Source organism: Flavobacterium gossypii, from assembly GCF_014138495.1.
Lineage (GTDB): Bacteria > Bacteroidota > Bacteroidia > Flavobacteriales > Flavobacteriaceae > Flavobacterium > Flavobacterium endophyticum.
This window is the reverse complement of sequence record NZ_JACJIS010000002.1, coordinates 625,554-639,449: the sequence shown is the minus strand read 5'-3', so window position 1 is coordinate 639,449 and position 13,896 is coordinate 625,554. Positions and strand designations below refer to the sequence as shown.

At 45.5% G+C, this 13,896-nt stretch carries 13 protein-coding genes; 7 read left to right on the top strand and 6 right to left on the bottom strand.

The window, feature by feature from the left end; translation table 11 throughout:
• Window positions 1-8: 8 nt before the first annotated feature.
• Window positions 9-881 carry a cation diffusion facilitator family transporter gene (locus GGR22_RS12645; RefSeq protein ID WP_121377409.1) on the bottom strand — a complete coding sequence of 291 codons (873 nt, stop codon included), beginning with the start codon at window positions 879-881 and terminating at the stop codon, window positions 9-11.
• A gap of 356 nt (window positions 882-1,237) precedes the next feature.
• Entirely contained in the window at window positions 1,238-3,094 is a 1,857-nt protein-coding gene (locus GGR22_RS12640; RefSeq protein WP_182493963.1) for a transcriptional regulator, read from the bottom strand.
• A 234-nt stretch (window positions 3,095-3,328) separates the two neighbouring features.
• On the opposite strand from GGR22_RS12640, the gene GGR22_RS12635 reads away from it, so the two are divergent.
• From GGR22_RS12635 to GGR22_RS12610, 6 genes are all read left to right on the top strand, one after another.
• A complete protein-coding gene (locus GGR22_RS12635; RefSeq protein ID WP_182493962.1) occupies window positions 3,329-3,652 on the top strand; it encodes a DUF4870 domain-containing protein in 324 nt (107 codons plus the stop codon).
• A gap of 87 nt (window positions 3,653-3,739) precedes the next feature.
• Complete coding sequence (locus tag GGR22_RS12630; protein WP_182493961.1) at window positions 3,740-4,213, top strand: hypothetical protein; 474 nt, start codon at window positions 3,740-3,742, stop codon at window positions 4,211-4,213.
• Between the two features lie 46 nt (window positions 4,214-4,259).
• Window positions 4,260-5,780, top strand: coding sequence for a WG repeat-containing protein (locus tag GGR22_RS12625; protein ID WP_182493960.1), 1,521 nt, complete (start codon window positions 4,260-4,262; stop codon window positions 5,778-5,780).
• Window positions 5,781-5,822: 42 nt separating this feature from the next.
• Window positions 5,823-6,317, top strand: a complete 495-nt coding sequence (locus GGR22_RS12620; protein ID WP_182493959.1) for a hypothetical protein — start codon at window positions 5,823-5,825, stop codon at window positions 6,315-6,317.
• 46 nt (window positions 6,318-6,363) lie between these two features.
• On the top strand, window positions 6,364-7,347 hold the full coding sequence (locus GGR22_RS12615) for a hypothetical protein (protein WP_182493958.1): 984 nt from the start codon (window positions 6,364-6,366) through the stop codon (window positions 7,345-7,347).
• A gap of 5 nt (window positions 7,348-7,352) precedes the next feature.
• A complete protein-coding gene (locus GGR22_RS12610; RefSeq protein WP_182493957.1) occupies window positions 7,353-8,075 on the top strand; it encodes a hypothetical protein in 723 nt (240 codons plus the stop codon).
• A gap of 78 nt (window positions 8,076-8,153) precedes the next feature.
• Here the strand turns inward: GGR22_RS12610 and GGR22_RS12605 are convergent, their stop codons facing one another.
• The 4 genes from GGR22_RS12605 to GGR22_RS12590 form a co-directional block, all read right to left on the bottom strand.
• On the bottom strand, window positions 8,154-9,326 hold the full coding sequence (locus GGR22_RS12605) for an acetyl-CoA C-acyltransferase (RefSeq protein ID WP_182493956.1): 1,173 nt from the start codon (window positions 9,324-9,326) through the stop codon (window positions 8,154-8,156).
• A 113-nt stretch (window positions 9,327-9,439) separates the two neighbouring features.
• On the bottom strand, window positions 9,440-10,225 hold the full coding sequence (locus GGR22_RS12600) for an alpha/beta hydrolase (RefSeq protein ID WP_121377399.1): 786 nt from the start codon (window positions 10,223-10,225) through the stop codon (window positions 9,440-9,442).
• Between the two features lie 78 nt (window positions 10,226-10,303).
• Complete coding sequence (locus GGR22_RS12595; protein WP_182493955.1) at window positions 10,304-11,404, bottom strand: alpha/beta hydrolase; 1,101 nt, start codon at window positions 11,402-11,404, stop codon at window positions 10,304-10,306.
• A gap of 29 nt (window positions 11,405-11,433) precedes the next feature.
• On the bottom strand, window positions 11,434-12,336 hold the full coding sequence (locus GGR22_RS12590) for an alpha/beta fold hydrolase (RefSeq protein ID WP_182493954.1): 903 nt from the start codon (window positions 12,334-12,336) through the stop codon (window positions 11,434-11,436).
• 183 nt (window positions 12,337-12,519) lie between these two features.
• On the opposite strand from GGR22_RS12590, the gene GGR22_RS12585 reads away from it, so the two are divergent.
• Window positions 12,520-13,896 (top strand): sensor histidine kinase, encoded by a 1,377-nt coding sequence (locus tag GGR22_RS12585; protein WP_182493953.1) that lies wholly within the window; start codon window positions 12,520-12,522, stop codon window positions 13,894-13,896.

Below are 13,896 nucleotides of genomic sequence, written 5' to 3'. Positions count from 1 at the left end.
TCCTTTTTTTAACTATTCGGTTCAATATGAATCAGGATATAGCCCAGCTGCGGGATTTCCCGATGCAGCGTATCGATCAGCTGGTGGGCGAGGTCATGCCCTTCTTTTACAGTAATGGTGGCGTCTACAATCGCGTGCAGGTCTACATGATACTTCATGCCCGCTTTGCGGATAAAGCACTTTTCTGTCCCAAGAATTCCGTTTGAGGTGACCGAAACCTTTCTGATTTCTAGCACTAGGTCATCATACAGGTGCTCGTCCATAATCTCGCCCAGTGCAGGCCTAAAGATCAGGTAGCTGTTGTAAAGTATCAGTCCCGATGCCAGCAGTGCCGCCCAATCGTCGGCAGACTCATATCCTTTTCCAAAAAATAAGGCAATCGAGATTCCGATAAATGCGGCTACCGAAGTGATGGCATCGCTCCTGTGGTGCCATGCGTCGGCCTTTAACGAAGAGCTGTTGGTCTCCTTGCTTTTTTTCATGACCAAGCGGAATGAAATCTCTTTCCAGATGATAATCGCCCCCAAGACAATCAGCGTATACGGCTTTGGCAGGTCATGCGGATTTCCTATGTTGACGATGCTTTCGTAGGCAATGATAGTAGCAGAGGTAATCAAGAAGCCAACGACCAAAAAGGTAATCAGCGGCTCCGCACGGCCGTGTCCGTAGGGATGGTTTTCATCGGCAGGACGGCTTGAATACTTTAATCCAAACAACACCAAGAAAGACGAAAAGATATCAGCCGTCGATTCTATCGCGTCTGCTATCAAGGCATACGAATTTCCAAAATACCCGGCCAGCCCTTTTATGAGCGCCAAGGCCGTGTTTCCTATAATGCTAAAATAGGTCGTCTTGATGGCTGTTTCGGTATTTTTTGTCATCAGGTCAGGCTTGCGGGTTGGTATTTTTAATTGGGTGCAAGATACTTCACGTTGTCGAGAATTTTTATATAAATCGTACTTTTTTATACAGGAGTAAGGCTTCTTTTAATCGGCCTAAAAAAAGATAAAAATAAGCCTCAAAAAGTCTTTTTTTCGACCTTGCTTCGGGTCTTCTTGCACCCTTGTTCGGTAAAAAAGTTTTTTTGCGAAATTTTCCCGAAGAAAACCCGAACGAGACCCGAACGAAACCCGAACAAAACCTCCTAAAAAATAAAGCAAAAAAATATGTATTATCTTACAGAAATTGACAAAAAACGAATAAATTTTCATTTTTTTCAAGACCAGATTTTAAAAATCTAGCGTCCTAATTCTTGTAAGAAAAGATTGAGATCTTCTTCCTTTTGAAGACCTAATTTTTGCTTGATTCGGTAGCGGCTCATGCGCACGCTTTTTGGCTCGATATGCATGAGCTGCGAAATCTGTCGGTTGTCCATCTTGAGGTAGAGGTAGGCGCAGAGTTTCATGTCGAGCAGCGTAAGCTTTTTGTGTGCCTTTTCATTGATAAGGCTGAAAAAATCAGGATGCACTTGTTGGATACGGAGCTTGGCGTCTTCAAAATCCTTGTCCAGTATCATTTCTTCTTTCAGCAGCTTCTGCATGTTTACGGGATCGCCATCGGCCAGCTTGTCCTTGATGTCAGAGAGCATGCGGTTTTTGTGTTCCAACTGCAATACGTTGGCCATGACTTCTTTCTGGAGCTGCTGCTGCTGGGTTTCCAGCAACTGCTGTTCTGCTTTTAGGCGAGCCTGCTCTTCTTTTTCCAGCAGCACCTGTATTTCAGAGTCCTGCTTTTCTAATTTTAGCTGCTTTTCGCGCTGCAACGACAGGCGCAATTTAAAATGATAGGAGCGGAACATAAACAGCAGTCCTAGCGAAGAGGCAATCGCGATACACGCATACAAAAAGCCTTGGCGCCTGCGGCTTTCCTCACGCTCTTTCAATAGGCGTACTTCGTTGTTTTTCTTTTCGGTCTCAAATTGTACTTCCAGCTTTTGGGCAGCCATGTCTTGTTTCTGCGCGAAATTTTTATTGGTGTACTCGGTTACTTCTTCTTGATAGGCGAGTGCTCTTTTAAAATCGCCCTGTTTTTTATAGAGGGCAGATAGGGAATGTACTACGCTGATCAGCGTATAATAATAGGGATGCTCTTCGGCCTTCATAAGGTTATAGGCTTCCAAAAGGTAGGCTTCTGCCTGTGTATAGTTTCCTTTACGCGCGGCATATTCGCTCAGTATGCCTAGGCTGCTGGCGGTGACTTCTTGGGTATTGCCCATATTTTTCACGATGTTTTTTGCGGCTTGGGCATATCGGATAGCCTGCGCTTCTGCGGTCTTGTCGGCAGCCGGAAAGTATTTGAGGTAAGCGCTGGCAATATTGATGCAGGTGATCGCATAGGTATAATTGGCTACTTGTTTTGGATAGCTATGGTAGAGCGTTTCCGACTTTTTCAGGTAGTATAAGACACTGTCAAGCGCTGTCTTGTTCTTCGCTGTTTTGTAGTTGTATTCGTGGGCTACTGACAGCGCAGTATAGCAATTGCTGAGCAGGTTGTAGTCTTTGGTCTGCAGGGCGTTTTCGACAGCCTTGTGGGCATAAGCGTTTACCTTGGGAATATTGTCCCAATCAGAATGGATGACATACAGCTGGTAATATAATTTGGCGGCTATATAAGGGTCTGGCGCCTTTTCGAGTTCTTTTAGGCCGAGCTGGCAGAACTTCATCCGGTTTTCTGGATCTTCGAGCATCTTATACAGGAAGGCCTGCGCATAATAACCATACGCCATCGCTATAGGATTTCTGGCTTTCTGGGCGAGCATAAAAGCAGAATCACTATTTTTTTTTAGGGCAGCAAATTGCTGGTCGTTGGCTTTGATGACGGTGAGCAGCGTATAGGCTTTTGCGGCTTCGGTATAGTCTTTATAACGCAGCGCAATAGCGATGCCTTGTTTTGCTTTGGCTTCTGCTGCAGGATAGTTTCTCTCGATGCGGTAGGCTTCGGCAAGCTGGTTCAATAAGGCAGGCTTTTCTTTTTCGTGGAGTGCAGAGTTGGCAACGGCAGCCAGCAGGCTGTCTGTGCGTGTGGTTTGTGCCGTGCTGCTATAAGGCAGGCAGAGACAGAGCGCTATAAAAAATTTGTTTCGGATGCATTTCATAAGATTAAATGTAAGGAAAAATTGTCAAGAACCCATATAAAAATCGATGTACTACAGTAGTAGCATCAGTTGTAAAAGTGCTGAAAATCACTGTTTTTTTACTGTTGTAGTCGTATTGTAGACGCTCTTTAAAATACGGTAGATGGTTTGTAGGATAGCAAGGATTGGAAACAGCGTATCATGTTGCGGATATTTGTAATAGCAATAGTGCTGATAACCTAATCTTACATTGTTATGGACAACAAGACATTATCTATCGTTTCTTACATTACTATCGTGGGCTGGCTGATTGCCTACCTAGTCGGCAAAGACAAGGCAGATTCGCTGCTAAAATACCACCTGCGTCAGGCGCTAGGACTGGCATTAGTGAGCATTGCTTTTAATATTGTGTTGCGAATTGTGGCTTCGGTCGTTCCAGCCTTATCATTTCTAGGGCTTATCGGACTGGTTTTCTTGGTGTTCTGGATCTTAGGAATCATCAACGCAGCCAACGGTGCTGAAAAGCCAATTCCTGTATTTGGCAAGATGTTCGAGGATAAATTTGCTTTTATAGGCTAATTGGTGCTCCGGCAGGAAACGCAGAACGAAGAGAATAACTGTCTTGGGCTGCCCTTTTTAGGGCAGCAGGGACTAAAAACAATCGGAATGAGCAACTACAAGTATTTTATACAAGAAGGAAACCGTTTCCACTTGAAGACAAGCAGGCCTATCGCTATTGTGCGTGCTATCGCATGCTTGGCAATAGGCATTGCGGTTTATTTTATAGTACCTCCAGAGAAGAAAATCGGTCTCTGGGGCGCCCTGATTTTTGTGTTTTTTGCCTTGGTCAATTTGTTAAAAACGACAAAAAGGCTGGTCATCGACACAACGGCAAGGACGATTACCCACAAAAATAACCTGCTGAATGCCGAAGCGGTCTACCGCTATGATGATTTTGAGCAGTTTTATGTGCTTACCGGAAAGTACCTCTTTCTCACCATGGACAGTACTGCTTTCTTCATCTTCAATCAAGAGGGTCGAGAAAAGCGGGTGCCGATAGTGGTCGGATTGTTCAGCACACGGCCTGTACAGGATGCTATCAATGAAACCAGCAGCATTATGGGTTTTGATGCCCGATAGGGGGCTTGTCGTATTGAACTTGGTATAACTCTTTTAATTAGGTGTCATGATGAAGTTGAAACTGTTTTTAGTAGCGATCGCCTTTCATGCTCTCGGGTCTGCGCAAGAAAAAAAATATCTGGCGCAAGTCCGGCTGAATGATAAATATGGCTATATCGATACTTCTGGCAGAGAAGTCGTTCCCGTTATTTATGATGATGTGGGCGCCTATGGTAGTATTGACGACAGCGGTACTTGGGGGGATAATCTCATTCCGGTCAATATCGGAAAATCAAATCCTGCGCTCATCGAGCCGCCCATGCCGAAACTAGCTGTCGACCCTGGAAAGGCATCCGACTCTATCGAAAACTCTTCTATCTATATCCAATTGGGGCCGCCTGCAGGAGAGCAGGATGCTGGCAATGCCGACGGCCAATGGGGCTATTGCAATGCCGCTGGCGTATTGGCCATTCCGGTTCAGTTTGACAAAGCCTTGCCGTTCAGCGAGGGCAGGGCAGCTGTAGAAATCAAAGGCCGTTGGGGCTATATCGATACGGCGGGCAAGATTATAATTCCGGCCATATATGAAAAGGCCGAGGCTTTCTCGGAAGGATATGCCGCAGTCCAAAAAAAAGGACGTTATGGCTATATCAATATTCAAGGCGAAGAGGTTATCGGGTTCCAATACGAGAGCGCTCGTTCTTTTAAAAGCGGACGTGCCCGAGTGTTTGAAAAGAAAGATCAGAATACGAATAGGAAAGGCATGGCCTGCTGGGCCATCAATAAAAAAGGGGAAAGGGTTACTGCTGCCGATTATGATATCGAATCTGATTTTTCGGAAGGACTGGCAATGTATTCTCTATCTAAGTTAGAGCCCTATGCCGCGGTACGGTACGGAATAATTACTACGGAAGGAAAGATACTGACGCCTGCTGTATATGACGAGATTTGGGACTTTACAGATGGCCTGGCTAAAGTCATGGTCTACAAATCGACAGCAGATTTAAGAGAGGCATATCCGGCGTATGGCTATATCAATACCCTAGGGAAGGAAGTCATCAAGCCGCAGTTTGCTACCGCAGAACAGTTCCGCTATGGCATGGCGGTCGTATCAGAAATTGATGATACGGATGACGGCTGGTCGCGCTATGGGCTGATCAACACCAAAGGAACTTTTGTATTGGATTTCAATTGGAAGTACTTGAGGCTGATTGACGGCAGCCAGCTTTGGGCAGTCCCCTTAGACAATTCCCAGATGAGAAGAATCACGACTAAAGGAAAAACGCTGGGATCTTTTACGGATGCCCATCTTTTGGATTTAGGCAACGGCTTGTTTGTTGAGACGAATGGATACGGAGAGCCTGTAGCTTTTGCGGGCTCGACGGCCAAAATAACAATCGACCTTGCCAAGCTTCAGGATACCAAGTTTTTGGCGTACCAATTCGGATTGGTCCGATTTGGCGAGCCGTGCAGCAGTTGCGAAGGCTATGACGCGCAGCAGCAGGGGCTGATGGATTTGAAAGGCAATGTGGTTACCAAGACCAAGTATTCTGAAATCTCCGACTTTGAGCCTACCGATACTAAATGATCGCTTGATACAGCATAGAAACGTGCTACACATCTACAGTATATGAATCGATACCAACTAACACTAACGCCTTCCCAGCTCAGCATAAAGCCTTATTTTGGCTATAGGGGCAAGATACGGCTGTTCGGCCTTTTGGCTTTGCTGCTGTTTGGCAGCCTGCCTTTTCTAAGAGAGCTAATCGGCTATGACTTGCAATGCGTAGGCTATTTGCTTGGCGGTTGCATGGTGGTGTATGCCTTATATGATTTTCTGTTCCACCTAAACGTAACGTTCTTGTTTGATAAGGAGACGGCCAGCATCTATAAGATCAATGCGCCATTTTATAAGAAACGGCTGATGGGATTTGAGGAAATGCTTATCATCAATTCTTGGGAATGTGGTGCCATGCACTATGTCATCGGCAGGAAAGGGAAACAGTTCTTAAAGAACTATAGCATCAGCGATACTTTTACCGACAGCAAAAAGAGCCGCGAGAGGGAAGTAGCTTATATAGAGGAGGTATTGGGACCTATCTTGGATTTTGTCAGAAATGCATAATTCGGTACTACTGATGACGCAAAACAACTACTAAAACGCAATAGAAATGAGACGAGGTTTTGGATTATTTTGGATGCTGTTCATGCTGTTCTACGCTATTCCTTTCCCGATGCTCTTGTATTACAACATCAAGAGTGAAGACCCGCCTGAGCTGGGCAGTACAAGTCCGTGGCTGGCATTGGGCCTTTTGACCGTATCTGCCGTGTTGTGGGCATTGCTGCTGGCCGGCTATTTTAAGAAATGGGTGCTGTCTAATTTTATTGCAAAACGGAATATCGAACGCTTGAAAGCGCATGGAATACGGCGGCTGGCAGAAATCAGGTCGGCCGTAAAGATTTCTAAAGACGGCAGCCGGTACGATACCTACGAGCTTCGTCTGGCATTCAAGAACCTGGCAGATTCTGAAATCATACAAAAGACGGTTGTAAACGATGCAAGGCCATCGGAGCGCCGTTTTGAAGCAGGCAAAAAGGTAGAGGTGCTCATTGATAGGGAGATAAAGCACGTTCCGTATTTTACATTTGCCAGTTCAGAGGCCACGATACGTCCGCTGGGCATTCTGCTTGTGTTTTTGGGCTGGATCGCAGTAGTCGTCTTGGTGGTTGGGTATTACGTCTATTCGTATCAGACAGAAAATATAGGGATGGGCTGGCGCTTTATGGCGTTCTGGCATCCCCTGATTATCTGTCCGGCCGTGCTTTTGTTTTACAGGGGCTTGCTTCGGCTGATTTTTAACCGCATCGGCGGCAAAAGGCTAGACGAGGCGGTGCTGATCAAGTACAAGGGCATACGCACTACCGCAAGGCTTATCAGTGCAAGCCAGACCGGAACGTACATCAACGAACAGCCGATGGTACGCTTCCAGCTAGAATTTACCGACCATCTGAAACGGACCCGGAGGGCAGAAATCAAAAAAATAGTCGACCTGCTCGACCTAAACAGTGTCAAGCAGGAAACGGCAGTCATTTTTTATCTCAAGGAGCATCCAGACCGTATTGTGTTTGAGGCGGATCTGGAAGAAATAAGCTAGACAGTATGAAAAAAGCATTAACCTTACTCTTGTGCGGCTCCTTTTGTATGGGCTGCCAACAGTTTTCAAAAAGCATCGAAGATACTTTCCATCCTGCTGTAAAAGAAACGGTTGTGGTGCCAGCTGCTGTGCCGCCAAATCCAAGTCCGTATGAGGTGGCTGTTGAAGAGCAGATAAAGCAGATCGAGCAGCAGGTCACTACTATGGTAGAAACGCATACGACGACTCATACAGTGCATCATAAAGAGGGCAGGGATATTAATTTCCTGACGGATGAAGGCAAGTTAAATGAGGCGGAAGCGGCATTAAAGAAGCTGCCGCAGTATGCAGGAAAAGATATCTTTATTTATGCCACGATTCATTTTTATAACGACGGCAGCATCCATGTGATGCTCCAGCATCCTGAAAACCCGAAGTATGTAGACAACTATGAATATAAAAAAGGGCAATGGTCTGAGCCAAGTCCGAAGCTGTTATCGGTAAGGGACAATATACAGAGCAGGATGGTCCCGCTAAGCAGCGTGCGCTTTGCTACTGTGGCCGCTATTGCCAAGACGTATAATGAAAAGGCGGCGCAGGTGGAAGGGGCAAAGCCGACGACAAGCGTGTATGTTTCGGTTTGGGACAACCGCATGCGCTGGTTTCCGTCGAGCATCAACGGCAGCCGCGAGCGTTATGCTATTGAGTTTGGCACCGATGGGACGTTGAAAAAGTTTGAGCAGGAATAAGACAATGCTAGTGTATTGCCTTATTCCTGCTCAAAAGTTCTTGATTCTATTTCGGGCTCTATTGCTTGAAAATCCGCCTTATATTTTTTCGAGCACGATAGCCGATGCGCCGCCGCCGCCGTTGCAGATGGCTGCTACGCCAAATTTTCCGTTTTCTTGGTGCAGTACAGAAATAAGGGTAGCAATAATTCTCGCACCAGAGGCTCCGATAGGATGCCCCATGGCAACGCCGCCGCCATATACATTGACTTTTTCAGGGGCAATGCCTAAGATTTTCTGGTTGGCTAAAATAACTGCTGAATAAGCTTCGTTGATCTCAAAATAATCAATAGCTTCCAGCGCAAGACCTGCTTGTTTCAGGGCTTTTGGGATGGCAATAGAAGGGGAGGTGGTAAACCATTCTGGAGCCTGTGCCGCATCTGCATAGCCGATAATCTTGGCCAGCGGAGTAAGGCCGTATTTTTCTAAAGCTTCTTCAGAAACAAGCAGCAGCGCTGTAGCGCCATCATTCAGGTTGCTGGCATTAGCCGCAGTGATGGTGCCGCCTTCTTCAAACGACGGTTTTAGGGTTGGTACTTTTTCGGGGATGATCTTAAAAATATCCTCGTCTTCAGAAATTAGGGTCGTGCCGCTCTTTTGGGCTATGGAAATCGGAATGATCTCGTTTTTGAACTTGCCGTTTTTGGTCGCCTTTGCGGCCTTTTCATAAGAAGCTACTGCAAAGGCATCTTGCGCTTCGCGGGTCAGGCCGTATTCGCGGGCACAGATTTCTGCCGCATTTCCCATATGGAAATTATTATAGACATCGGTCAGGCCGTCTTTCAGCAGTCCGTCAACCAACAGTCCGTGTCCCATCTTGTTGCCTTTGCGCTGTTGTATGTAATGGGGCGTATTGCTCATGCTTTCCATGCCGCCCGCAACTACGACAGTATCGATGCCAAGCTGTATCTGCTGGGCTCCGAGCATGACGGCTTTCATGCCAGAGGCGCATACTTTATTAATGGTGGTAGCATCGGTTTCATCCGCAATTCCGGCAAATTTAGAGGCCTGTCGGGCTGGAGATTGTCCGAGATTGGCGCTCAATACATTGCCCATATAGACAGAGTCGACCGCATCGGCTGGGATGTTGGATTCTTGCAGTACGTTTTCAATGGCAAGCGTTCCCAATTCTATGGCAGACAGATGGGAAAGCGTGCCGAGAAAGCCTCCGATGGGCGTTCTCTTAGCTAGTGCGATATATACATTTTTCATATTCTTGAAACTATAAATGAGCCGCAAAAATATACCAATCGGTATAATTAAGCAACTCATTTAACTTTTATTTTTAGGAAAGCCTTTTGCTTGAAAGGCTGAGGTTCTGAGGCTTAGTTCTTTTGGATCCAGTTAAGCGCGTAGTCTGCTTCTTCTTTCCAGGTAGGGAGTCCGAGCACAAAGTGGTTCTTCCCTTCAAATTCCTTATAGTTCGTAACCGAGCCGTTGTTCTTGTATTTCTTATAGTTCTTGTAGTTTAGCGATGCGGGCATGATGTGGTCTTTGTTGCCAGAAATAAAAAGAAGCGGGGCATGAGGCTTGCTGAAATCGATTCTGGAAACGCTGGTCAGGGTATCTCTCAATACGGTTCTGGATTCTGGAATCGTATTCTTTTCGTAGGCATCTTTCTGTACGGCATAGGATAGTCCGTTCGTAAAGGCATATTGCCATTCCTTAAAGCTCATCAGGTGTGTTTTTTTGGTAGAGCTGAACGGCCCTAGCGGTTTCCACAATGATTTTAAGAAAGAGAATTCAAAAGAGAGTACGCCTTGCGGTGGTGCGGAGTGGATGGCTACTGCAGCCGCTGCGATACCACGCTGCAATAATAACTGGGCTGTCAATCCGCCTAGCGAATGTCCGATCAGTATAGGCTTTTCTGGCAGTTCTTGGATGATCTTGGCATAATGGTCAAGCACTTCGGAATACCTTAGGTTGGCCAATCCGGTATCGTTAGGCTGCCTGTCTCTCAAGGTTGAGGCTGGGGCATCTTTTTGCGGCCAGGCTGGTGCTAGGGTGGTATAGCCTTTGCTTTCAAAATAGGCTCTCCATTGGTCCCATCCGGTATGGCTAACGAAGGCACCGGTAATAAATACGACTGTTTTTGATTTGATATTTTCCATTGTAATATGATTTTAATTTAATATTTCTTGTTTTGGATAAGCATGGCATCGGGGTTCGATGCCATGCCATTGTTTGGATTATTTTAGGTGTTTTTGGAGTTCGGCTCCGGCATGAACGAATAGTGATTTTGTGGTTGGGAGTTCTGCCAAGGCATTTAGGAGTCCGAAGTCGTGAATCATGCCGTCATAGCGTACGGTGGTTACTTGCACTCCGGCTTCGTCTAGTTTTCTTCCGTAGGCTTCTCCTTCGTCACGCAGGATATCGTTTTCTGCTACTTGGATCAGTGTTGGAGGAAGTCCCTTAAAGTGTTTCGCGTCTGCACTTGCCGGAGAGATATAGATGCTCTTGCGGGCTTCGGCATCTGTAGTGTATTGGTCAAACATCCATTGCATTACAGAAGAGGTTAGGAAGCGGTCTTTCCCAAATTTTTTATACGATGTTGTCTCAAAATTAGTGTCTGCCACGGGCCAGAAGAGTACTTGCGATTTGATTTCAGGTCCGTTTTTCTCTTTTGCCATCAGGGTCACGGCTGCTGCCATGTTGCCGCCAGCACTGTTTCCGACCATGGCAAGTCTTTTTCCGTCTACGTTGATTTCATCTCCGTGCTCGGCTACCCATTTGGTAGCGGCATATATTTCATTGATGGCGGTAGGGTATTTAGCTTCTGGCGATGGGGTGTAGTTTACAAAAACGGCCGTATATCCTGAAGCTACTACTAGATCTCTTACGAATCGTTTGTGCGTTGGGTAATCTCCGAGTATCCATCCGCCGCCGTGGATGAACATAAAGGCAGGTAGCTTTCCGGTCTTACCTTGCGGACGGACGATGTTTAGTTTTACGGTAAGGCCGTCGCTCGTAATCGTTTTTTCTGATTCTTCAATTCCCGAAAGGTCTACCTTGACGCCTGCTTGGGCATTTACTAAAACGTTTCTGGCGTCTTCTTTAGATAGTTTTTCTAGGGGTGTTCCGCCAGAGTTCAATACTTTTAAGAATTCTTTGGTGCCCCTGTCGATGTTCGGGTCGGTGGCATAGTCTTGGATTTCTACGTCTTCTGAAGCTGTTTCTTGTGCTTCGTCTCCTGTTCTTACGCTAATTTTTGGGTTGTCTGAGCAGGATGCTGTAAGGATAGTCAAGAATAACAATCCGGTAGCTGGTCTTAAAAAAGTTGTTGTTTTCATAATAAAGGTGGTTTTAAATTGATTAATTATTATTTATTGAGTGTTATAAAATTGTGTATGTAGTTTGCGGTGAGTTCTGGGTATTGGTGCTGTGGTGCGTGTCCGGTGTGCGGGAAGACAATCATTTGCGTAGTCGGCAATTCCCTGAGCAATGCGAACCAGTTTTCTACGGCAAAGCTGATATCGTGGTCGCCTGAGATGACCAGAATTGGGGTCTGCGTGGTTTGCAATTGCTCCCTAAAGTTTTGCTTGTCTTCTCTAAATCCGGCGCCTCCTTTGAAATAGCGTTCGAAGACCTCTTGTGTGGCTGGAATTTTAGAAACGTCGATTCTTTTATAGATCCTGTCGTGCGACAGCTGGGCGGCTTTTTTGCTGCTTTCGGATTTGGGCTCGAAGAACAGGACGATTTCGTCATCAAAGCTGTTGATCGGTTTAAGTGCCCGGTCAAAGAAGACTTGTTCTAGGGGGATTTCGTTTTTTCCGGGAGGGTTTGTGCCGACTAAGATAGAATGCGTAACCAGTTCGGGATATTGGAACGTGGCTGCCTGAGCTACCAATCCGCCATACGACCAGCCTAGGACTATGATTTTTTTAAGCTTCAAGGCATCGGACAGGTCTTTGATGTCTTTTGCTACGGTCGGGATATCCGTAGGAAGCGTTCCTGTTGAAGAACCGATTCCGGTATAGTCAAACGTAATGACGTTGTAATTTTCTGCCAGCTTGTCTAAGAATAAAGGATCCCAAGTGTCTAATGTTCCTCTGAAACGGTTTACGAGAATGATCGGTGTTCCTTTCCCGATAGAGCGGTAGGCAATTTTTCTGTCGCCAGTGGCAGCATACTGTGTTTTTGAGTTGGCTGCGTTTTGGGCTTCGGCTTGTCCTCCTGTGGCAAGGAGCAGTACTAAGCTGATGAGTGTAGTCTTGATTTTCATGTTGTAGTATTTTATGGTTATTGTTTATTTAATATCCTTTTGTCTGTACCTTTTTGGCTGCTGTAACAAATTGATAGTACAAATGTATAGCGCATCTGAACGTCAAAGAGTTATCTGGTGTTGCATACTGTTATTTAGTGTTAAGTGGAAACGATATCTTTATTATTTATCTATTTTTGTTTTATGAGAAAACCAAGAGTTAACATAAGCAATAGGGTCATACGGCTGTATGCGGGCATTGCGATTGCCTTGATAGCGACCTTTCAGGTGTATTGGCTGTACTCTGTGTATGCAGAACAAAAAATCTTAGTTGTCAAGGAAGCCGAAAATATCCTTCAGGCTCGGGTATTAAAGAAAGACCTGAATGCGCTTGCAGGTACTGGAGCAGCTTCTGGCTTGTCGGATAATGTCAGCAGTAAATTGGCAGATGTCTTGAAATCATTAAAAGGAGAAGATATAAAAGTGAAGATTTCGTATGAAGGAGATGAGCTTCTTGACAACCAGGCTACCGATGCCTTGAACCAAATGATGGAAAAGAACGATGCGGCTCAGATGGATATCAAGCCGTATTATCTGGATATCAAAAAAGAGATGAATGCTTCTTATCCCGGATTGGAGTTTTCATTGTTGGTTGAAAAAGGAAAAAACAAGCTGGTCTTTCCGCAGCATAAATGGAAAAACACGAACAATAATTCTCAAAAGATAGTCTCTCAAATTGATTCGGGGAGAACCTACCAGCTGTATTTTAGGAACCTTATGGAGGTTATCTTGTACAAGATGTTTGGGTCGATACTGCTGTCGCTCCTCTATCTTTTGATTTGCGTGAGCGCCGTAATTTCCTTGCTGAAGAATATCGACAAGCGAAGAAGGCTTATGGAGATGAAGGATAATTTCACGCACAATATGACGCACGAGTTCAAGACTCCGCTGGCCACGCTGTATGCGGCTACCGAGGCGCTGACTACGTATAATATTCTGGATGACAAGGAAACGGCAAGGGAATACATTGGCTTGATGCGGAATGACCTGAAAAGGCTTTCTGCTATGACCGAATCGATCTTGAACGATGCAAAATTGAGCAAGGGCAAGATGGTGATGGATTTCCAGATGGTAAAGCTTCGTGATTTTGTTGAGGGTATCGTATCGGACTTAAAACCGCAATTGGCCATAAAAAAAGCAGTGGTGGCGTATGAAACCATCCCTGATACTATTTTTGTTACGGTAGACAAGGAGCATTTTACGAATGTCTTTACGAACCTGATCGACAATTCGCTGAAATATTCTGCTGAGGATGCCCGAATCTTGATTGAGGCGGCAGAAGATGGCAAGTTTACAACAATTCGTTTTTCGGATAATGGAATCGGAATTGACCTGAAGTACAAGAATCAGATATTTTCTTCTTATTTTCGAGTTCCGAATGGCGACCAGTATAAAGTAAAAGGCTATGGGCTTGGCTTGAGCTATGTGAAGGATGTGGTTGCGCTTCATGGCGGTACGATCGAATTGGTCGATTCAAAAGACAATCTGGGAACTACATTTGAAATCATCTTACCTGTATAA

Bases quoted from the DNA above. Each gene is read 5' to 3' on its own strand.
- GGR22_RS12630 (WP_182493961.1), top strand. From the start codon at position 3,740: ATGAGCAACTACAAGTATTTTATACAAGAAGGAAACCGTTTCCACTTG.
- GGR22_RS12620 (WP_182493959.1), top strand. From the start codon at position 5,823: ATGAATCGATACCAACTAACACTAACGCCTTCCCAGCTCAGCATAAAG.
- GGR22_RS12610 (WP_182493957.1), top strand. From the start codon at position 7,353: ATGAAAAAAGCATTAACCTTACTCTTGTGCGGCTCCTTTTGTATGGGC.
- GGR22_RS12600 (WP_121377399.1), bottom strand. From the start codon at position 10,225: ATGGAAAATATCAAATCAAAAACAGTCGTATTTATTACCGGTGCCTTC.
- GGR22_RS12595 (WP_182493955.1), bottom strand. From the start codon at position 11,404: ATGAAAACAACAACTTTTTTAAGACCAGCTACCGGATTGTTATTCTTG.
- GGR22_RS12615 (WP_182493958.1), top strand. From the start codon at position 6,364: ATGAGACGAGGTTTTGGATTATTTTGGATGCTGTTCATGCTGTTCTAC.
- GGR22_RS12625 (WP_182493960.1), top strand. From the start codon at position 4,260: ATGATGAAGTTGAAACTGTTTTTAGTAGCGATCGCCTTTCATGCTCTC.
- GGR22_RS12635 (WP_182493962.1), top strand. From the start codon at position 3,329: ATGGACAACAAGACATTATCTATCGTTTCTTACATTACTATCGTGGGC.
- GGR22_RS12590 (WP_182493954.1), bottom strand. From the start codon at position 12,336: ATGAAAATCAAGACTACACTCATCAGCTTAGTACTGCTCCTTGCCACA.
- GGR22_RS12640 (WP_182493963.1), bottom strand. From the start codon at position 3,094: ATGAAATGCATCCGAAACAAATTTTTTATAGCGCTCTGTCTCTGCCTG.
- GGR22_RS12645 (WP_121377409.1), bottom strand. From the start codon at position 881: ATGACAAAAAATACCGAAACAGCCATCAAGACGACCTATTTTAGCATT.
- GGR22_RS12605 (WP_182493956.1), bottom strand. From the start codon at position 9,326: ATGAAAAATGTATATATCGCACTAGCTAAGAGAACGCCCATCGGAGGC.
- GGR22_RS12585 (WP_182493953.1), top strand. From the start codon at position 12,520: ATGAGAAAACCAAGAGTTAACATAAGCAATAGGGTCATACGGCTGTAT.